Origin of the sequence: Enterobacter sp. Crenshaw, from assembly GCF_024734705.1 — a bacterium.
Classification (GTDB): domain Bacteria; phylum Pseudomonadota; class Gammaproteobacteria; order Enterobacterales; family Enterobacteriaceae; genus Enterobacter; species Enterobacter asburiae_B.
In genome coordinates this window covers 35778-56316 of sequence record NZ_CP102932.1, presented here as the reverse complement: position 1 = coordinate 56316, position 20539 = coordinate 35778, and the positions used below count along the sequence as shown (strand labels likewise).

The 20539-nt window shown below is 58.6% G+C and carries 17 protein-coding genes and 1 pseudogene; 11 read left to right on the top strand and 7 right to left on the bottom strand.

Annotated features, from left to right (window positions below):
* Positions 1 to 402 precede the first annotated feature (402 nt).
* The 6 genes and pseudogenes from NWV12_RS22095 to NWV12_RS00235 form a co-directional block, all read right to left on the bottom strand.
* Positions 403 to 1146: pseudogene (locus NWV12_RS22095) on the bottom strand (filamentous hemagglutinin N-terminal domain-containing protein); the annotation flags it as partial.
* Between the two features lie 80 nt (positions 1147 to 1226).
* Positions 1227 to 2924 carry a ShlB/FhaC/HecB family hemolysin secretion/activation protein gene (locus NWV12_RS00255; RefSeq protein WP_069303455.1) on the bottom strand — a complete coding sequence of 566 codons (1698 nt, stop codon included), beginning with the start codon at positions 2922 to 2924 and terminating at the stop codon, positions 1227 to 1229.
* 183 nt (positions 2925 to 3107) lie between these two features.
* Positions 3108 to 4061 carry a GlxA family transcriptional regulator gene (locus NWV12_RS00250; RefSeq protein ID WP_048981419.1) on the bottom strand — a complete coding sequence of 318 codons (954 nt, stop codon included), beginning with the start codon at positions 4059 to 4061 and terminating at the stop codon, positions 3108 to 3110.
* Positions 4062 to 4087: 26 nt separating this feature from the next.
* Complete coding sequence (locus NWV12_RS00245; protein ID WP_048981418.1) at positions 4088 to 4867, bottom strand: MBL fold metallo-hydrolase; 780 nt, start codon at positions 4865 to 4867, stop codon at positions 4088 to 4090.
* A gap of 122 nt (positions 4868 to 4989) precedes the next feature.
* Positions 4990 to 5790, bottom strand: coding sequence for a lipoprotein NlpA (gene nlpA / locus NWV12_RS00240; protein WP_048981417.1), 801 nt, complete (start codon positions 5788 to 5790; stop codon positions 4990 to 4992).
* Between the two features lie 147 nt (positions 5791 to 5937).
* Positions 5938 to 6357: a GNAT family N-acetyltransferase gene (locus NWV12_RS00235; RefSeq protein WP_048981416.1), complete on the bottom strand. Its 420-nt coding sequence runs from the start codon at positions 6355 to 6357 to the stop codon at positions 5938 to 5940.
* Between the two features lie 186 nt (positions 6358 to 6543).
* Here NWV12_RS00235 and NWV12_RS00230 point away from each other — a divergent pair, with 186 nt between their 5' ends.
* From NWV12_RS00230 to NWV12_RS00210, 5 genes are all read left to right on the top strand, one after another.
* On the top strand, positions 6544 to 7113 hold the full coding sequence (locus NWV12_RS00230; RefSeq protein WP_033144322.1) for a TetR/AcrR family transcriptional regulator: 570 nt from the start codon (positions 6544 to 6546) through the stop codon (positions 7111 to 7113).
* A gap of 148 nt (positions 7114 to 7261) precedes the next feature.
* Positions 7262 to 8383 (top strand): efflux RND transporter periplasmic adaptor subunit, encoded by a 1122-nt coding sequence (locus NWV12_RS00225; protein ID WP_048981415.1) that lies wholly within the window; start codon positions 7262 to 7264, stop codon positions 8381 to 8383.
* The gene (locus NWV12_RS00220) at positions 8383 to 11493 is read left to right on the top strand and encodes an efflux RND transporter permease subunit (RefSeq protein ID WP_048981414.1); all 3111 of its coding nucleotides are present in this window, start codon (positions 8383 to 8385) and stop codon (positions 11491 to 11493) included. Before NWV12_RS00225 ends, NWV12_RS00220 begins: the two co-directional genes overlap by 1 nt.
* Positions 11493 to 12857: an efflux transporter outer membrane subunit gene (locus NWV12_RS00215; protein ID WP_048981413.1), complete on the top strand. Its 1365-nt coding sequence runs from the start codon at positions 11493 to 11495 to the stop codon at positions 12855 to 12857. The genes NWV12_RS00220 and NWV12_RS00215 overlap by 1 nt, the downstream gene beginning before the upstream one ends.
* A 121-nt stretch (positions 12858 to 12978) precedes the next feature.
* On the top strand, positions 12979 to 13275 hold the full coding sequence (locus tag NWV12_RS00210) for a YicS family protein (RefSeq protein WP_023309843.1): 297 nt from the start codon (positions 12979 to 12981) through the stop codon (positions 13273 to 13275).
* A gap of 61 nt (positions 13276 to 13336) precedes the next feature.
* Here the strand turns inward: NWV12_RS00210 and NWV12_RS00205 are convergent, their stop codons facing one another.
* Entirely contained in the window at positions 13337 to 14287 is a 951-nt protein-coding gene (locus NWV12_RS00205) for a LacI family DNA-binding transcriptional regulator (protein WP_048981412.1), read from the bottom strand.
* Positions 14288 to 14580: 293 nt separating this feature from the next.
* On the opposite strand from NWV12_RS00205, the gene NWV12_RS00200 reads away from it, so the two are divergent.
* From NWV12_RS00200 to NWV12_RS00175, 6 genes are all read left to right on the top strand, one after another.
* Complete coding sequence (locus NWV12_RS00200; RefSeq protein ID WP_039260376.1) at positions 14581 to 14895, top strand: PTS sugar transporter subunit IIB; 315 nt, start codon at positions 14581 to 14583, stop codon at positions 14893 to 14895.
* Between the two features lie 11 nt (positions 14896 to 14906).
* Positions 14907 to 16232 carry a PTS sugar transporter subunit IIC gene (locus tag NWV12_RS00195; protein WP_023309840.1) on the top strand — a complete coding sequence of 442 codons (1326 nt, stop codon included), beginning with the start codon at positions 14907 to 14909 and terminating at the stop codon, positions 16230 to 16232.
* A gap of 17 nt (positions 16233 to 16249) precedes the next feature.
* The gene (locus NWV12_RS00190) at positions 16250 to 17626 is read left to right on the top strand and encodes a glycoside hydrolase family 1 protein (protein WP_033144327.1); all 1377 of its coding nucleotides are present in this window, start codon (positions 16250 to 16252) and stop codon (positions 17624 to 17626) included.
* Positions 17627 to 17631: 5 nt separating this feature from the next.
* Positions 17632 to 17934 carry a PTS lactose/cellobiose transporter subunit IIA gene (locus tag NWV12_RS00185; RefSeq protein WP_029741865.1) on the top strand — a complete coding sequence of 101 codons (303 nt, stop codon included), beginning with the start codon at positions 17632 to 17634 and terminating at the stop codon, positions 17932 to 17934.
* A 136-nt stretch (positions 17935 to 18070) separates the two neighbouring features.
* Positions 18071 to 19450 (top strand): carbohydrate porin, encoded by a 1380-nt coding sequence (locus tag NWV12_RS00180; protein ID WP_101744412.1) that lies wholly within the window; start codon positions 18071 to 18073, stop codon positions 19448 to 19450.
* Between the two features lie 147 nt (positions 19451 to 19597).
* Entirely contained in the window at positions 19598 to 20503 is a 906-nt protein-coding gene (locus NWV12_RS00175) for a DMT family transporter (RefSeq protein ID WP_048981411.1), read from the top strand.
* Positions 20504 to 20539 lie beyond the last annotated feature (36 nt).

The following is a 20539-nucleotide window of genomic DNA, read 5'->3' as shown; positions in this document are numbered from 1 at the left end:
CAGCGCCCCGCCCTGTGCCGACACGCCGCCACCGTTGACGGTAAGGGTGTCCTGACTGTTCAGCGTCGCCGCGCCGCGGGAGATAAGGGAGGTATTGCTGAGCGTCATCGCCTGCCCGCTGCTGACCGCCAGCGCGCCCGCGCTGTTTGTCCCGCCGCCCGTCATCTGCACTTTCCCCGCCGCGGAAAGGCGCATGTCGCCCTGGCTGGCGAGCGTGCTGTTACTGAGCTCCACATCCTGCGAGCTGGCCACGTTCAGCGCGCCCCCGGCCTGATGGCTGCCGCTGAGGGCCACCCCCGCGCCCTTCGCGCTAATCGAGCCGCTGGCGAGGCTGTTCCTGACCGTCAGTTTCCCGCCCGCATCCAGCTGAATGTCGCCCTGGCGCGCGGTGAGGTTGCCGAGGTTCACCCCGACGCCCGCCTCGCTGGAGACCAGGCGGATACGGTTCGCATACATCCCGCCGAGCGCGCCGGTATCCACCGCCACCACGGGCGCGGCGCCCTCGCCGGCAACCGGCCTGACGCTGCCGTCGGCGCCCACGCGGTTCGCCCCTGCGGTCACCGTCAGGTCGTTCGCATGTATCGCGGCGTTCACTTCCGTCGCGCGCGCAATAATCGACAGCGCGTCGCTCTTGCTGGCGTCCAGCCCCTGGCCTTCAACCGTGATGGCCCCTTTCGTTACCTCCAGCGCCAGCAGGTTACCGCTGGCGTCAAACTGCGGCTTGCCGGTGGTCAGGGTGACGTTCGGGGTGTTGATAAATCCGCACCCGTTACAGGTAATGCCGTACGGGTTGGCCACCATGACGTTTGCCGCCTTACCGGCGACTTCCGTGTAGCCCTGCAGCTGCGAGCGGCTGGCGCCCGTGACTTCGTTGATGATGCCTTTCGCTTCCCGCCCGGCCTGCAGGTTGGGGTTGTTCTGGATAAGCCCGCCCAGCTGGGTTTGGGTTAAACGGTCCGTGCCGTTATTGAGGATAAGCCCCTCGTTGCCGACGTTATATTCACCGAACTGGTTATGCGAGATGCCCGCCCCGTTCGGGGTGGCAATGTTGACGACCGGCACCCCGTTCCCGGCCCGGTCGACCGTGGTCTGCCCGGCCGGCGTGAGCGCCGCCGCGACGGCGGGTGCCACCGGCTGCCAGACCATCAGGCCGCAGACAATCCAGCTGATCAGACGCTGCGAGAAACGAACGGGTGGGTGACGGGTATCCATAGTCGTAGAGTCTCTTAAAGCATGAAGGCAATGCGCCAGTTAACGCTCACATGATCCGGGCCGAGCCAGTCGGGGTAGCGCAGGGGCGTGCCGACCGAAATCTGGCTGCTGTACCCGCGTCCTGCGCTGCTCAGCCCCACCGAACCGCCCCACAGCGTGCCGGAGGCAAAGCGGTCCTGACGGTCTTTTTCCAGCCAGCCGCCGTCAACGGCGACCGTTGCGCTTACCGCGCCAATCACCGGGAGGGTGAAGAGGGAATACCCCAGCTCGTTACGCCAGTAGCCGCCGTTGTCCCCGGACAGGTACTGCTCTTTAAAACCGCGCACGGAGCTTTCCCCGCCGAGCGTCAGGCGCTCGGCGCCGTACAGCCGGTCGGGCGACCACTGGCCGTAGGCGCTGGTCAGCCACCACGCGTTACGGGCAACAGGACGCTGGAAGCTGGCGTTCAGGCTCCATTTACGGAATTCCGCCCGCGGCATATCCCCGGATTTATTTTCATCGGTTTCGGCATTGAACCACGGCATGCCGTGGCTCCAGGTCGGGTTGAAGGTCGCCACGCCGCCCAGCATTTTTTGCGTGTGGGTAATTCCCAGGACCAGGCTGGAAAGGTTGCGCGTGCTGCTCTTAAGCGGCGCGTCGTTGAGCCAGTTGCGGCTGGAGCGCTGGACCACGCCCGCCGCAATGCCGGTTTTGACATCCCCGTTGCGGAAAACCACCCAGGACGCGTTAAGGCGGTGGGTTTTCGTATCGCCCGTGGAGAGCCAGTTGAAGCCCTGGTTACTGATGGTGGTCCGGTAGTTACTCCAGGCGTAGCTGTAGTCCAGCAGTCCGTAGCCAGACGGCACGCTGACGCCCGCCTGGAAATTCTGCGCATCGTACGCGCTGGCAAAATCGCTGCTGCGCCCGCCGCTGACAAACCATTTATCCGCCAGCCCCAGCATATTATTGGCGGTGAGCACGCCGTTAAGCTGGTTTTCACCGGTGCTCTTCTGGCCGCTATTATCCAGGCTCACGGATGCACTTAACGGAAATTCCGGCTTGCCCGTGAGATTAACGATGGAATATCCGGCCTGCGTTCCCGGCAGAATTTCAATCTGAACCGGTTCGGCGCGCAAACGGTTAATTTGCTCCATCCCCTGTTCGATATCGCGTAAATTAAGGATGCCGCCTGTCCGTCCCGGAAACGCCATTTTCAGCATGCGCGGCGTTTCACCTTCCAGACGGATCGCTTCCAGCCGTCCTTCCAGCACCACAATATTCAGCTGGCCGCCGGAGAGATCCTGCTCGGTAAGAAAGGCGCGGCTGGTGATATATCCCCGGCTGATATACCAGTCAGAAATACGGGCGAGAAGCTCCGTTATTTTCGCCATATCCAGACACCGGCCCTGCCACGGCGCAACCAGGGCCTGCTGCGTTTTCGGGGAAATGAGGGTCGTGCCGGAAAGGGTAATGGTATCAATGGTGAAGCAGGGCCCGGTGCCGGCTGCAGGCAGAGGCCTGTCAGGCGCCGGGCGAGGAATACTCCGCTCCAGCTCTTCACGCTGTTGCTGGTTCTGTAATAAAAGCTGCTGCTGTTGCTGCTGAATAGTATCGCGATCGGCTGGCGACAAGGGCGCAGCGTTAATGCTTGCTGAAAAAAGCGCACCCGATAAGATAAAAATAATATAATTTGCTAATGAAATTATTCTTCTTTCTATTTTATTGCTATTCATCCATGCCACAAAATTTATTCGCAATTAATATTTTCGAAATATAAGAGCATTCTTAATGCGAGTATATCTAATTTGCGTTAAGGCGAAGCAAATAAAATATTTTTTCAGAAAAATGAGAGGTGGATTAAGAAAAAATAAGAAGTGATTTAACTACCCCTTAAATCTTGAGTTAGCCGTAATACACTAGCTGTGAAGACGGAATGTTTTTCTCCATTCCGCAGGGCTCACCCCAAAACGCGCCTTAAACTGCTGTCGCCAGGTGACGGCGGAATTAAATCCCACCAGTTCGGCCACGCGCTCAATCGGCATATTTCCGGCTTCAAGCAGGAGCTGGCTGCGCCGCAGGCGTTCGGCGGTAAGCCAGTCGGCGACGCTCATCCCCGTGGCTTGAATAAAATGACGGGTCAGGGTGCGGCGGCTCATCGAAACCACCTCCGCCAGTGAGTCCAGGCTATGCGGTTCGGTGATGTGCCGCTGCAGGTAGTCGATCAGGCAGTTAATGCGTCCGTCGCGGGTATCTTTGGGTACCGGCTGGGCGATGAACTGCGCCTGACCGCCCTCGCGGTGGGGCGGAACAATCATCCGACGGGCAATCTGGTTGGCGACCACGCTGCCAAAGCGCTGACGAATGATATACAGGCAGCAGTCCAGCGCCGCCGCGGTTCCGGCGGAGGTGATGATATTGCCGTCATCCACGTAGAGCGCATTGATATCCAGCTGAACGTGCGGGAAGAGCGACTGGAACTGATGTTCGAACTCCCAGTGGGTGGCCGCACGTTTGCCGTCGAGGAGCCCCGCCCAGGCCAGCACAAACGACCCCAGACACAGCCCGACGATTTCCGCGCCGTTGTCTCTCGCCTGCACCAGGCTGTCGAGCAGCGTCTGGGGCGGGCGTTCAAGAACGTGCTGCCAGTAGGGAACGACGACAATATCGGCCTGACCAAGGGCGGTAAAATCCTGCGTGGCGTTGAGGGCAAATCCGTCTTTTGAGGTGAGAAAACCCGGCGTTTCGGCGCAGATCGTCACGTTAAAGCGCTTTTCGCCGGAGACCGAATCGCCAAACAGAATGCAGGGAACGGAGTAGTGGAACGGGCTGAACCCGTCTACCGCGACAATCGCGACGTTGATTAGCGACATCAGATCCTCCTTTCCCCTTAACGCGCTCAGAATATAACGGTTTCGCCATCCTGGGGAATGCTCACTGCGTCACTCACCTGATTGGCTTCAACGTACTCACGCAGCGCGCTGCGGGTCAACAGGCAGTGGTTAATCGCCTCCATATGGATCGCCACAATGCTGGCCTGCGGCAGCAGGAAATGAACGTTGAGCACGTCCTCCTGCCCCATAATAATGGGCCCAAAACCAATAACGTGGGCATAGCCCGCGTTCAGCACCACCACGTCCGGCTGGTGCTTTTGCAGATCGGCCGCCACCTCGTCACGCCAGACGGTATCCCCGGCAAGATAGAGCGTCTTCTCATCGGGATGACGCAGCACCACGCCGCAGGCCTCACCCAGACGCTCCGCCAGCTCGGGCACGGCGTAAGCGCGATCGGTGCCGTGCTGCCCGCCGTGGGTTTTCGTAATCTGAATATCGCCGAAGAAGGTCGCGTCGGTCATGACCGTCAGGTTGCTGAATCCCTGGCTGCGCAGCAGCGCGGCGTCACGATCGTTTTGCACGTAGATCGGTTTGTCTTTGGCGATCAGCTCCGCCGCAGTGAGATCCCAGTGATCGTCATGAGTATGGGTGACGATCACCGCGTCGGCGTCCAGCAGCGTGTTGACGTCAACGGGGAGTTCGACCGTCGGGTTACGGCGTTCGGCATACGCCGTGCCGGGAAAGCCCGGATAAGCCCCCTTCGGGGCCAGCATAGGGTCGATTAAAAGACGTTTTCCGGCGTAGGAAATCAGCTGGGTGGCGTTGCGAATGTGGGTAATGTTCATGGGCTATCCTCCGGTGGGTGTGATAAGGAGGATAGCCAGCCGTCGCACTTGCCGCAGTGGGTTAAAGGGCGATTACCGATGGAATCGGGCCAATTTAAGCAACCCGTTTTCCGTCAGATCGTTTACCAGCCCGGCACCGCCCCGCCGTTAAAGATCGTCTCCGCCGCTTTCGCTACCTCAGGCGACTGATACGACTGGATAAATTCCTTCACGTTCTCCGCGTCTTTGTTGTCTTCGCGCGTCACCACGATGTTCACGTACGGCGAGTTTTTGTCTTCAATAAAGACGCTGTCATGCACCGGCGACAGCCCGGTTTGCTGAATATAGGTAGTGCTGATGATGGCGACATCCACTTTCGGGTCGTCCAGCACGCGCGGCAGCTGCGCCCCTTCTAGCTCCATAATTTTCAGCTGTTTAGGGTTGGCGGTAATATCCAGCGCCGTCGGCAGCAGCCCGGTGCCCGGCTTCAGGGTAATGAGCTTCTCCTTTTGCAGCAGCAACAGCGCGCGGCCAAGGTTGGTCGGGTCGTTTGGAATGGCAATCGTCGCCCCATCCTTCAGGTCAGAGACGGATTTGATTTTGCGGGAATAGCCGGCCATCGGAAAAACAAAGGTGTTCGCCACGGCCACCAGCTTGTAGTTATGCGCCTTGTTATCCTCAGCGAGGAACGGGCGATGCTGGAAGACGTTGGCATCCAGTTCTCCCTGGTTGGTGGCATCGTTGGGCAACAGCGAGCCGCTGAAGCCGACCAGCTCCACGTCCAGGCCATATTTCTCTTTTGCCACCTTTTTGGCGACTTCCGCCACGTCCTGTTCAGCGCCGTTGATGACGCCCACTTTAATGTGTTTGGCATCGCTGCCACTTTGATCGCACCCTGCCAGCAGCAGGCCAGCAAGTACCAGAGCACCCAATCGACGTTTCACAAGACAGTTCCTTTTGCTAAATGTTGTAGTGACTATATCGACAACGAGGCGGTGAAATAAAAACCGAAAAAGAATCAATAAGAAGGATAAGTTATATGCGGGTTTTGCCGGGTGGCGCTGCGCTTACCCGGCCTACAGATCCGGGGCTTAAAGCGCTTTCGCCAGATAATGCCGCTGCATGCCCGGATAAGGATAATCCTGCAAAGACATTTGCAGCTGGTACCCCTGTTTTTCATAGAACGGGCGCGCCTGGAAGCTGGCGGTATCGACCAGCGCGTGCTTGCAGCCTTTGCGTCTGGCTTCCTCTTCGGCCGTTTTGATGAGCTGGCTGCCCACGCCGGATCCGCGCACGGTCTCGCAGACCCAGAGATAGTCGATATTCAGCCAGTCGCCTTTACGCACCCCAATTAGCCCGCCGAGCATGACGCCTTTATCGTCTCGTACGTAAACGCCAATGTCGCCGCTAAAGGTCGCCATATCCAAAAATTGCCCGTTATAGGCTCTTAACCCCACAAATAACTCTTCTTTTTCAGCGGGCGTTACATTATTTGTTATGCTCAGGTGCATTTTTCTCTCCTTATTCTCTATGCAATCTGAATATCTCACAGCTTAACCTCCACAAAAACTCCTCATTCCCTCCATTTTTTAAATACGGAAACATTCCCTCAATATCTAAATAAAAAAGGCCTTTCCAATACGCACCCAAAACGTATACTGAGAACGATCATTCTCACTTTTACACGGTAGCCGACGATGAGTACGAAACTGGAAGAACGACAAAAACAACGTCAGGACGAAATCATCACCGCCGCGCGTCGTTGCTTTCGCGCCAGCGGATTTCACGCCGCCAGCATGTCGCAGATCGCCAGCGAGGCGAAGCTCAGCGTCGGGCAAATTTACCGTTATTTCAGCAACAAAGACGCGATTATCGAAGAGATGATCCGCCGCATCATCGACTCGCGCATTGAGGAGATGCAGGGTAAAACCCTGGTGGAAGGGATGCCGCAGGCGCTCGCCTGGCGACAGACCCTCAACGAAGATGATGATGCGCTGATGCTGGAAATGTCCGCTGAGGCCACGCGTAATCCGCAGGTGGCGACGATGCTGATCGAAGCCGAATCGCGCATGTTCGCCAACGCCTGCGCGCACCTGAAAAAGCAGTTTCCCCACCTGAGCGACGAGCATATTCGCTGCTGCGTGGAGATTACCGCCGTGATGATTGAGGGGACGATTTATCGTCGATTAACCCCCTTAAAAGTCCCGTCAGAACAATTAGAACCCCTTTATCAGGATATTTTAAATATGCTTTTCTCTGCGAAGTAATCGCATATGAATAATTAGCGGGAATAAGTAATTCCCCTTTTTTACATTTCTGGCTCAGCCAGAGATGCGGTATCGCTGTGCCTTTAAATAGCCCTCCTCCCCGTTAAGCCATTAACGGGGCTGGTGTCGTTCACCCTGGAAAAAGATTATGAAAAACATAACAACCTCCATCGCAGCATTATTTCTCCTGACCGGGTGCGATAATGCGCAAACATCTGCTCCCCAGCGTCCTCTTCCGGATGTGGGGATTGTCACCCTCATGAGCCAGCCGGTGTCCGTTGTCAGCGAGCTGACCGGGCGCACCACCGCCGCCATGAGCGCCGAAGTGCGCCCGCAGGTGGGCGGCATTATCCAGAAGCGGCTGTTCACCGAAGGCGATACCGTGAAAGCCGGGCAGGCGCTGTATCAAATTGACCCTTCCAGCTACCGCGCGGCGTTTGATGAAGCCGCCGCGGCGCTGAAGCAGGCTCAGGCGCTGGTAGCGGCCGACTGCCAGAAGGCCCAGCGCTATGCGCAGCTGGTGAAAGACGACGGCGTGTCGCGCCAGGACGCAGAGGACGCGAAGTCCACCTGCGCGCAGGACAAGGCCAGCGTCGAGTCAAAGAAGGCCGCGCAGGAGAGCGCGCGCATTAACCTCAACTGGACCACCGTTACCGCGCCGATTGCCGGACGCATCGGCATCTCCTCCGTCACGCCCGGCGCGCTGGTGACCGCGCAGCAGGATACCGCGCTCGCCACCGTTCGCGGACTGGACAGCATGTACGTCGATCTCACGCGTTCCAGCGCCGATCTGCTGCGTTTACGCAGGCAAACCCTTGCCACCAATAGCGATACGCTAAGCGTGTCGCTAATCCTTGAAGACGGCAGCACCTACGGCGAGAAAGGCCGTCTGGCGTTAACCGAAGTGGCGGTGGATGAATCAACCGGCTCGGTCACGCTGCGCGCCGTCTTCCCGAACCCGCAGCACCAGCTCCTGCCGGGGATGTTCGTTCGCGCCAGGGTGGATGAAGGCATCATGAACGACGCGATCCTCGCCCCGCAGCAGGGCATCACCCGCGATGCCAAAGGCACCGCCACCGCGCTGGTGGTGAATGCCAGCAATAAGGTCGAGCAGCGTCAGCTGGAGACGGGCGACACCTACGGCGACAAATGGCTGGTGCTGAGCGGCCTCAAGGCGGGCGACAGGCTGATTGTGGAAGGTACCGACAAAGTGACCGCCGGGCAGGAAGTGAAGGCCGAAGAGATGAAAGCTGCGGGAGGAAAAGCCTGATGTTTTCCCGCTTCTTCGTGCGTCGCCCGGTCTTTGCCTGGGTTATCGCCATTCTTATCATGCTCGCCGGGATGCTGGCGATCCGCACGCTGCCGGTCGCTCAGTACCCGGACGTCGCCCCGCCGTCGATCAAAATCTCCGCCACCTACACCGGTGCCTCCGCGCAGACGCTGGAAAACAGCGTGACGCAGGTGATCGAGCAGCAGCTGACCGGCCTGGATAACCTGCTCTACTTCACCTCCACCAGCAGCTCGGACGGGTCGGTGAGCATTACCGTCACCTTCGAGCAGGGAACCGACCCGGACACCGCCCAGGTGCAAGTGCAGAACAAAGTTCAGCAGGCGGAATCGCGCCTGCCGACCGAGGTGCAGCAGTCCGGCATTACCGTCGAGAAATCGCAGAGCAACTTCCTGCTGATCATGGGCGTGTACGACAAAACCGACGCCGCCAGCAGCTCGGATATCGCCGACTGGCTGGTGAGCAATATGCAGGACCCGCTGGCGCGCGTGGAGGGCGTCGGTAGCCTGCAGGTGTTCGGGGCGGAATACGCGATGCGCATCTGGCTTGACCCGGCGAAGCTGGCGTCCTACTCGCTGATGCCGTCCGACGTGCAGAGCGCGATTGAAGCGCAGAACGTGCAGGTTTCCGCCGGTAAAATCGGCGCGCTGCCCTCGTCAAACGCCCAGCAACTCACCGCCACCGTCCGCGCCCAGTCGCGCCTGCAGACGGTCGATCAGTTTAAAAACATCATCGTGAAGAGCCAGTCCAGCGGCGCTATCGTGCGCATCAGCGACGTCGCCCGCGTGGAGATGGGCAGCGAAGATTATACCGCCACCGCGAAGCTCAACGGCCACCCGGCGGCGGGTATGGCGGTGATGCTTTCACCGGGCGCGAACGCGCTCAACACCGCCACGGCGGTGAAAGATAAAATCGCCGAGTTCAAAAAGTCGATGCCGGAAGGCTACGACGTGGCCTACCCGAAAGACAGCACCGAGTTCATCAAGATCTCCGTTGAGGACGTGATTCAGACCCTGTTCGAAGCCATTATCCTCGTGGTGGTGGTGATGTACCTGTTCCTGCAAAACATCCGCGCGACGCTGATCCCGGCGCTGGCGGTACCGGTGGTTCTGCTGGGCACGTTTGGCGTGCTGGCGCTGTTCGGCTACTCCATCAATACCCTGACGCTGTTTGCAATGGTGCTGGCGATCGGGCTTTTGGTGGATGACGCCATCGTGGTGGTGGAAAACGTCGAGCGTATTATGCGCGACGAAGGCCTGCCCGCGCGGGAAGCCACCGAAAAATCGATGGGCGAAATCTCCGGCGCGCTGGTTGCCATTGCGCTGGTGCTTTCTGCCGTATTCCTGCCGATGGCCTTCTTCGGCGGCTCCACCGGGGTGATTTACCGTCAGTTCTCGGTCACCATCATTTCGGCAATGTTCCTCTCCGTGGTGGTGGCGTTGACCCTGACGCCCGCGCTCTGCGGCTCGATTCTGAGCCACACGGCGCCGCACAAAAAGGGCTTCTTCGGCGCGTTTAACCGCTTCTACAGCAGGACCGAGCGCGGCTATCAGAACAAGGTGCTGCGCGCCCTGCGCCGTTCCGGCGGCATGCTGGTTATCTATGCCCTGCTCTGCGGCGCGATGGGCTTCGCCATGCTTAAGCTGCCGGGCAGCTTCCTGCCAACGGAAGATCAGGGCGAAATCATGGTGCAGTACACCCTGCCAGCGGGCGCAACGACGGTACGTACCGCCGAAGTCAGCCGCCAGGTGCGCGAGTGGTTCCTCACGAAAGAGAAAGCCAACACCAACGTTATCTTCACCATTGAAGGCTTCAGCTTTAGCGGCAGCGGCCAGAACGCCGGGATGGCGTTTGTCTCCCTGAAAAACTGGTCCGAACGTAAAGGCGATGCAAACACCGCACAGGCCATTGCCCTGCGCGCCACGCAGGAGCTGAGCACCATCCGCGATGCGACCATCTTTGCCATGACGCCGCCGGCGGTGGACGGTCTGGGCCAGAGCAACGGCTTTACCTTTGAGCTGATGGCCAGCGGCGGCACCGACCGCGACGCGCTGCTGAAGCTGCGTAACCAGCTGATTGGCGAGGCCAATCAGGACAGCTCGCTGCACGCCGTGCGCGCCAACGATCTGCCGCAGATGCCGCAGCTTCAGGTGGATATCGATAACAACAAGGCCGTGTCGCTGGGGCTGTCCCTGAGTGACGTTACCGACACCCTCTCCAGCGCCTGGGGCGGGACCTACGTGAACGATTTTATCGATCGCGGCCGCGTGAAAAAGGTCTACATCCAGGGCGACAGCGACACCCGCGCCGTACCGTCGGATCTCAACAAATGGTTTGTGCGCGGCAGCGACAGCACCATGACGCCGTTCTCCGCCTTCGCCACCACCCGCTGGGAGTACGGCCCGGAAAGCCTGGTGCGCTACAACGGCTCGGCGGCGTATGAGATACAGGGCGAAAACGCCAGCGGCGCCAGCTCCGGCACGGCGATGAGCAAAATGGAGCAGCTGGCAAACAGCCTGCCGTCCGGCAGCACCTGGGCGTGGAGCGGTTTGTCGTTGCAGGAAAAACTGGCGAGCGGTCAGGCGATGAGCCTGTATGCCCTCTCCATCCTCGTCGTGTTCCTGTGCCTGGCGGCGCTGTATGAGAGCTGGTCGGTGCCGATTTCGGTCATCCTGGTGATCCCGCTTGGCGTGCTGGGCGCGGCCGTCGCCGCCTCCCTGCGCGGCCTGAACAACGACGTCTATTTCCAGGTGGCGCTGCTCACCACCATCGGCCTGTCGTCGAAGAACGCCATCCTGATTGTCGAGTTTGCCGAAGCCAAAGTCGCTGAAGGGTACTCTCTGACGCGCGCCGCACTGCGTGCCGCCCAGACGCGTCTGCGGCCGATCATCATGACCTCGCTGGCGTTTATCGCAGGGGTTACGCCGCTGGCCGTGGCAACCGGTGCAGGCGCCAACAGCCGCGTGGCAATTGGTACCGGCATTATCGGCGGAACGCTGGCCGCGACGCTGCTGGCGATCTTCTTCGTCCCCTTATTCTTTGTACTGGTGAAACGTCTGTTCTCCGGTAAGCACGCAAACCGGAGGTCATAATGTTTCGTGTATCTATTTTAGCGTTAGCCCTGCTGAGCGCGGGCTGTGTGTCGTTAGATCCAACCTGGCAACGCCCGGACGCACCCGTCCCGGCAACCTTGCCCGGCGCGCACGGCGAAGCCACCGCCGTGGTGAGCCAGTGGCAGCAGGTGATGAACGATGCGCGGCTGAAAAGCGTGGTGACGATGGCGCTTAACAGCAACCGCGACGTGCAAAAAGCGATTGCTGATATCGACGCCGCCCGCGCCCAGTACGGTGAAACGCGCTCGTCCCTGTTCCCGACGGTGGACGCGGAGCTGAGCCACACCCGCAGCCGCACGCTGGCAAGCGGCGTCGCGACAAGCGATGAAGCCAACGGCGCGGTCTCCAGCTTCGAGCTGGATCTGTTTGGCCGCAACCAGAGCCTCTCCCGCGCCGCGCGTGAAACCTGGCTTGCCAGCGAGTTCACCGCGCAGAACACGCGCCTGACGATGGTCAGCGAGCTGACCACGGCCTGGGTGACGCTGGCGGCGGATAACAGCAACCTGGCGCTGGCGAAATCCACGATGGAGAGCGCGGCGAATTCGCTGAAGATTGTGAAGCGCCAGCAGGACGTTGGCGTGGCGGCCGCCACGGATGTCAGCTCGGCAATGGCGGTGTATCAGCAGGCGCGCGCCAGCGTCGCGAGCTATCGGACTTTGGTGATGCAGGACAAAAATGCCCTCAATCTGCTGGCGGGCGATACGGTGCCGGACAACCTACTGCCCGGCACGCTGGAGAGCCTGAGCGACAACGCCATCACGCTGATCCCGGCGGGCGTCAGCTCCAGCGCTCTGCTGCGCCGCCCGGACATTCAGGAGGCCGAGCATAACCTGCTGAGCGCCAACGCCAACATCGGCGCGGCGCGCGCCAACTTCTTCCCGACCATTTCACTCACCGCCAGCGCGGGCGTCGGCAGCGACTCGCTCTCCTCCCTGTTCAGCCACGGGATGAAGGTTTGGTCGTTTGCGCCGTCCATCACCCTGCCGCTGTTTAGCGGCGGAAACAACCTGGCGCAGCTGCGCTACGCGGAAGCGGAGAAGAAGGGGCTGATCGCCACCTACGAGAAAGCCATCCAGAGCGCGTTTAAGGACGTGGCCGACGCGCTGGCGCGGCGTGAAACCCTGAGCGAGCAGCTCGACGCCCAGCGCGAATACGTCGCGGCGGAGCAAAAAACGCTGGACGTGGCAACGCGCAGCTATAAGGCGGGCGCGGGGGATTATCTGACGGTACTGACCGCGCAGCGGTCGCTGTGGTCGGCGCAGGAATCGCTGATCGCGCTGCAGCAAACCGACCTGGAAAACCGCATCACGCTGTGGCAGTCGCTGGGGGGCGGTCTTCAGTAGCGCTTGCCGGGAAGTTCATGACAGGCGGTGAAGAGAAAATTCATACTTTCGGCTGGCGTCGCTACACTGAATGTAACGATATATTTCATGGGAAGCATGTGACTTCTAAAGGGGGTTGTTGATGAAAGCTGCGCACCTGGTCTGCCTGCTGGTTTGTCTGCTCTTCGCCGCGTTTGTCCATGCTCAGGAAAAGGATGACCCCGCGAAAGAGGCGCAAATAAAGCAGCAGGTCCTTAAAGATATTAAGAAAACCTGTACGCCACAGAAAAAGCAGAGCGATAAAGCCTGGCAGGAGATGATTTTGTCGTCCGAGGCCAATCAGCTGCTGATTAAAAATGCCATCACCGCCGTGAAGCGCGACAACCTGGATGCCTACTGGGGAGCGATTGGTCAGGTGGATTGTATGGAAGATTATTGAGAGCTGGAAACGTGCTTCTCGCCGGGTGGCGGCTGCGCCTTACCCGGCCTACACAACATGTTTAACGCTTCCGCATATCCGGAATGATGAGATCCCCGCGCAGAACATAGGACCCGAGCATCTGCGTTTTCTCCGTCAGCCAGCTCACAATGCGCGCCGCCATCGCGTCCATGGAATATTCAATTGCTGGGATCACCGGAATGCCCGGCAGGTGCAGCGATCCGGCCAGGCTGAAGACCATGATGTCGTCCGGCACCGATTTATTAAACGCCTGCAGCTGCGGGATCACCCGCTGGGCTTCCTGCTCGTCCGCCACCAGCAGCGCGTTGAAATTCAGGGTGCTGGCGTTGTTAAGCAGCTCCTGCAGCGCAACGGATGAAGAAGTCGCGTCCATAAAGACCAGGCTGCGATTAAAGGGCAGGAAATTTTTCTCCAGCGCGTGCTTGTAGCCAAGCAGCACCTGGTCGGCAAAACCGCTGCCGTGGGGGTGGATCAGCGCAATCTGGCGACGCCCCTGGCTGGTGAGGTAGTTACAGGCGGTTTCGGCGGCAAAGGCGTGATCGAACTGGATGCAGTTGGAGTTATCAGACTCCATGCAGTCCACCAGAATGACGTTGTCCATCTCCACGTCCAGCGGGAAACGGGCGCCAATCACCAGGATATCATCGCAAAGCCCGCAGGAGAGTTCTTCAAGGGCGTGCATCACTTCCGCTTTGCTGTGCGCGAAGCGCAGCAGGAGGTGTTTTTGATGCTGGCTGAGCTGTTTTTCCAGCGCGTAGAGATAACCGGTGGTCTGGTTAATATTTTCCTGCGCGCAAATGACTCCAATGCAGCCCGTCGACTGGCTCAGCAGCGACTGGGCAATCACGTTGGGACGATAGTTCAGCTCATCCACGGCCTTCAGAACGGCCTGACGGCTGGCTTCCTTAACGCCACGCGACCCGCTCAACACTCGCGATACCGTGGCTTTAGACACCCCGGCAAGACGTGATACATCATTGATTGTCGACATCTCTTTCCCCTGGCAGGCTTACCTCGCGCCTGCAAATTCCATCACCGCTTCGGCTCACATTATAGCCAGAACGGAGTATATCCGTTTCCGTTTTCCATGGAAACCGATTTTCCGTTTCCACTCAAAATGATGTCAAAACAGCCAAATTATGTGACCTACATCCGGTTAATTAGCCTCATAAGTAAGGGATCTTGATGGTTGTCACACTTCTGTCTTTTATGAATGGAAACCGGTTTCCGTATAATGTCCAATCAACCTCGCAATAACTTTTTACATTTAGAGGATGGTTGTCGATGTTCAAGATTATGCTGTGCTGCTCTGCCGGGATGTCCACCAGCCTGTTGGTCAGCAAAATGGTCGATGTCGCGAAAGAACGTGGTTTGCCGGTGAAGATTGATGCGTACGGTGTTTCCGAATTTGATACGCAGTTTCCGCAATACCAGGTTGTCCTTCTCGGACCGCAAGTGAAATACATGTTAAAGACACTCTCAGACAAGGCGGCTACGAAAGGCATTCCGGTGCAGCCCATCGATATGATGGACTACGGCATGCAGCGTGGCGATAAAGTACTGGACTATGCTCTGTCGCTCATCGAAGCGGCACACTAAAAGGTGTTCACATGAGTTCGTTATATCAATCCATGGTCGCGGTGATTGAGCAGTCAATTACCCCGCTGGCCGCAAAGCTGGGCCAGCAAAAGTATGTGATTGCCATCCGCGACGGCTTTACCGCCGCGCTGCCGTTTATGATCATCGGCTCGTTTATGCTGGTGTTCATCTTCCCGCCTTTCTCGGCGGATACCACCAACAGCTTTGCCCGCGGCTGGCTGGATTTCTCCCAGACCTATCGCGAACAGCTGATGCTGCCGTTTAACCTCAGCATGGGCGTGATGACCTTCTTCATTTCGGTGGGAATTGGGGCGAGCCTGGGGCGTCAGTTCAACCTCGACCCGGTGATGTCCGGCCTGCTGGCCTTTATGGCCTTCCTGCTGGTCGCCGCACCCTATGCCGACGGCAAAATTTCGACCCAGTATCTCTCCGGTCAGGGCATCTTCACCGCGCTGATCACCGCCATTTACGCCACCCGCGTTTACGCGTGGCTGAAGCAGAACAACGTGACCATTCGCCTGCCGAAGGAAGTACCAACCGGCGTGGCGCGCTCGTTTGAAATCCTGATCCCGGTGATGGTGGTGATCGGCACGCTGCACCCGCTGAACCTGTTCATCGAAGCGCAGACCGGAATGATCATACCGCAGGCGATCATGCACCTGCTGGAGCCGCTGGTGTCCGCGTCTGACTCCCTGCCCGCCATTCTGCTCTCCGTGCTGCTGTGTCAGATCTTCTGGTTCGCCGGTATTCACGGCTCGCTGATCGTCACCGGCATCATGAACCCGTTCTGGATGGCGAACCTCTCCGCAAATCAGGCGGCGCTGGCGGCCGGCGCGGCACTGCCGCACGTTTACCTCCAGGGCTTCTGGGATCACTACCTGCTGATTGGCGGCGTAGGCTCCACGCTGCCGCTGGCGTTCCTGCTGCTGCGCAGCCGCGTTACCCACCTGCGCACCATCGGCAAAATGGGCGTGGTGCCAAGCTTCTTCAACATCAACGAACCGATTCTGTTCGGCGCGCCGATCATCATGAACCCGATGCTGTTTATCCCGTTCGTGTTCGTTCCGCTGGTCAACGCCTGCCTGGCGTACGCGGCAACCAAACTCGGCTGGTTGGCGCAGGTCGTCTCGTTAACCCCGTGGACCACCCCTGCACCGATTGGCGCCTCGTGGGCGGCAAACTGGGCGCTGAGCCCGGTGGTGATGTGCCTGGTCTGTATGGTGATGTCCGCGCTGATGTACCTGCCGTTCCTGCGCGCCTATGAGCGTACGCTCATCAAAAACGAAGAGCAGAAGGCCCAGGCAACCGTCGGCGCCGCCGAGACCGCCAGCAATTGAGTCAAAGAGGAAGAGTCATGAAATACGCATTTCCCGATAACTTCTGGTGGGGCAGCGCAAGCTCCGCTCTACAGACCGAAGGGGCAAGAGAGGGGGAAACCACGTGGGATTACTGGTTTGCCCGCGAGCCGAACCGTTTTCACAACGGCGTGGGGCCGCAGCAGACCTCCACGTTTTATCAGCACTGGAAAACGGATATTCAGCTGTTAAAGCAGCTGAACCACAACAGCTTTCGCACCTCGATTAGCTGGGCGCGCCTGATCCCCGACGGTATCGGTGAAGTGAACCCGGAAGCGGTCGATTTTTACAATCAGGTCATTGATGAGCTGAATGAACAGGGCATCACGCCGTTTATGACCCTGTTCCATTTCGACATGCCGATGGCGATGCAGGAGATCGGCGGCTGGGAAAACCGCGACGTGGTGGATGCCTACGCCCGCTATGCGCAGATTTGCTTTGAGCTGTTCGGCGATCGCGTGCTGCACTGGTTTACCTTCAACGAGCCGATCGTGCCGGTGGAAGGCGGTTATCTCTACGATTTCCACTACCCGAACGTGGTGGATTTTCGTCGGGCAGCCACCGTGGCGTATCACACCGTGCTGGCCCATGCGAAGGCGGTTCAGGCCTACCGCGCCGGGCATTACGCGGGGGAGATTGGCATCGTGCTAAACCTGACGCCGTCGTACCCGCGCTCGCAGAACCCGGCAGACGTGAAGGCGGCGCACATCGCGGATCTGATGTTTAACCGCAGCTTCCTTGACCCGGTCCTGCGCGGCGAATACCCGGCAGATCTCGTAGCGCTGCTGAAATCCTGCGATCAATTACCCGCCTGTAAACCGGAAGACGGCTTCCTGATTGCGGAAGGGAAAATCGACCTGCTCGGCGTGAACTACTATCAGCCGCGTCGCGTGAAGTGTCGCGACAGCGCGGTGAACCCGCAGGCGCCGTTTATGCCGGAGTGGTTCTTCGATAATTACGAGATGCCGGGCCGCAAGATGAACCCGTACCGCGGCTGGGAAATCTACGAGCCGGGTATTTACGATATTCTGGTCAACCTGCGCGACAATTACGGCAACCCACGCTGCTTTATTTCTGAAAACGGCATGGGCGTCGAAAACGAGCAGCGTTTTATTGAAAATGGCCAGATTAACGATCAATACCGCATCGAGTTTATTTCCGAACATTTAGCCTGGCTGCATAAGGGTATTAGCGAAGGGTGCAATTGTCTCGGCTACCATATGTGGACGTTTATTGATAACTGGTCGTGGTGCAACGCGTATAAAAATCGCTACGGATTTATCCAGCTCGATTTAGAGACGCAGAAACGCACCATTAAGAAAAGCGGAGAGTGGTTTGCCGCCACCGCGTTAAATAATAGTTTTGAAAAAGAGTAATGATGATGATCGCATTAGAAGAAGCCGTAATGGAAATTATCGTCAATGCCGGACAGTCCCGCAGCCTGTGCTTTGAAGCGCTGCACGCGGCGCGTCAGGGCAACATTGACGAAGCCAAAAGCCTGCTGCGCGAAGCCGACGGCTACGCGCGCCAGGCGCACAAGATGCAGACCAAACTGATCGAGCAGGATGCGGGCGAAGGCCGCCAGCCGATGACGTTAATTATGGTGCACGCGCAGGATCATTTAATGAACTCCTTATTAGCGCGTGAACTGTCCGAAGAAATTATTCATTTATATCAGAGATAGTCTATGGCGAAATAATTATTGTAATACCTCTGTACCCTAAATAGAGATCCACTTGTTCTGATGATAGCGACATACTCTGTCAGATCGGAGCGGGATGGTTATTGTCTGAATAAAATTAAACTATATTGAGATAACCATGAATACGATTAAAAAACTTCCATTAACCATGGCGGTTATCGCCGCGCTTTGCCCAATTTCCGTGCTCGCACAGGAATTCACCCAGGAGCAAATCGACGCCATTGTGGCGAAAGCGGTGGATAAAGCCCTGGCCGAACGTCAGGCTAAAATGGATGCGGCGGTCGCGAAAAAAGCGGACGTGGTGACCGAGCCGCAAAGCGCGGCGAAATCTCCGGACATGGCGATCCCGTTCGGAATTAAATTTACCGGCTACGCCCGCTACGGCGCGCACTTCCAGGCTGCCGATCAGAAATACGTGGCGGTGGACGGCTCGTACAACGGCGCGTCCGCCATTGGTCGTCTGGGCAACGAAGGCAACGGCGGGGAATTCCAGCTCTCCAAGGCCTTCAAGGGTGAAAACGGCGCCATCTGGGACGTTAACGTGATGATCGATCACTGGGGCGACGAAGTTAACCTGAAAAAAGCCTACGCGGGGGTGACCAACATTATGGCCTCCAACCCGAACGCCTATTTCTGGGCAGGCCGTGACTTCCACCAGCGTCCGCAGCAGGGCATCAACGATTACTTCTGGATGAACCACGACGGCCAGGGCGCCGGGGTGAAGAACTTCGACATCGGCGGCGTGCAGTTTGACGTCGCCGCCGTGGCGGCGGTGGAATCCTGTAGCCCGGAAGTGATGGAAGATGAAGCCAACCCGTCGCGCATCACCTGTACCGGCGGTTCCGGCACGGGCGACAAAGGCAACTACGCCGCGACCTCAAAAATCCACGGCATGAAGCTCGGCCCGATCGACATGGAGCTGTACGCCAACTACGGCTTTGACTCCAAGGCGGTGGAGAGCGACGAGCGTCTGAACGCGTGGCAGGGCGGCGTGGTGCTGAGCCACACCAACGACAGCGGCGTGAACAAGGTGATCGCCCGCTACTCCGATAACGCGGACAACAGCGTGTTCAACAAAACCGAGGATCTGACCACGGTCTACGCCAGCTTCGAAGGGCTGTACAAATTCACCCAGGCGACGCAGGTGGAGTACATCCTCGCCTTCCACGACTACGACAACAGCCGCGATAAGACCGACAACCGCAAGAACTACAACGCCATCGTGCGACCGATGCACTGGTGGAACGACGTTCACTCCACCTGGCTGGAAGCGGGCTGGCAGCACGTGGATTACGACAACGGTGGCGACAACAAGGGCTGGAAGCTGACCCTGTCGCAGAACATGTCTATCGCCATGGGGCCGGAGTTCCGCCCGATGCTGCGCTTCTACGTGACCGGCGGCAAAGTGGATAACGAACGCACCGCGCGCGTGAACAACACCAAAGACGAAACGCTCGACGACTTCAACGTCGGCGCGATGTGGGAGGCGTGGTTCTAGGCAAGGTAGAAGCAAAACGGCAACGAGAGTTGCCGTTTTTAGTTTTGCCCCCTCTCCACGTGGGAGAGGGCCGGGGTGAGGGCATCAGGCCGCACGCAACCATGCTATGCTGTTGACCGAATTAACGACAACATCGCAGGGGAGAACATGGGTTCCACACGTAAAGGGATGCTAAACGTCCTGATCGCCGCCGTTTTATGGGGCAGTTCCGGCGTTTGCGCGCAGTACATCATGGAGAAAAGCCACATTTCTTCGCCTTACCTGACCATGGTTCGCCTGCTGTTTACCGGCGTGATCCTGCTGACGCTTTCTTTCGTGCACGGCGACAAGATTTTCTCGGTCATCAAACATCGCAAAGACGCCCTCAGCCTGCTGATTTTCTCACTCGTCGGCGCGCTCACCGTGCAGCTCACCTTCCTGCTGACGATTGAGAAATCCAACGCAGCCACCGCTACCGTGCTGCAGTTTCTCTCGCCGACCATCATTGTGGCGTGGTTCGCCCTGGCGCGGAAAAAGCGTCCCGGCGTGTTTGTGCTGTCGGCCATCATGACGTCGCTTGTCGGTACGTTTCTGCTGGTCACCCACGGCGACCCAACCTCGCTCTCCATCTCGCCTGCCGCGCTGTTCTTCGGCATCGCATCGGCGTTTGCCGCCGCGTTTTACACGACGTATCCGTCAACGCTGATCGCCCGCTACGGCACGCTGCCGATTGTCGGCTGGAGCATGTTGATCGCCGGGCTAATGCTGACGCCGTTCTACGCCGGACGCGGGACCACCTTTGTGATTGACGGCAGCCTGCTGCTGGCGTTTTTCTATCTGGTGGTGATTGGCACGGCGCTAACGTTCAGCCTGTATCTGAAAGGTGCACAGATGATCGGCGGGCCGAAGGCGAGCATTCTGAGCTGCGCCGAACCCTTGAGCAGCGCGCTGCTGTCGGTGGTGTTGCTGGGAGTGGCGTTCACCCTGCCGGACTGGCTGGGGACGCTATTGATTGTGTCGTCGGTAGTGTTGATTTCAATGGATTCGAGAAGACGGGTTCAGACATCGGCGTAGCCTGATGTCCTCACCCCAACCCTCTCCCACGGGAGA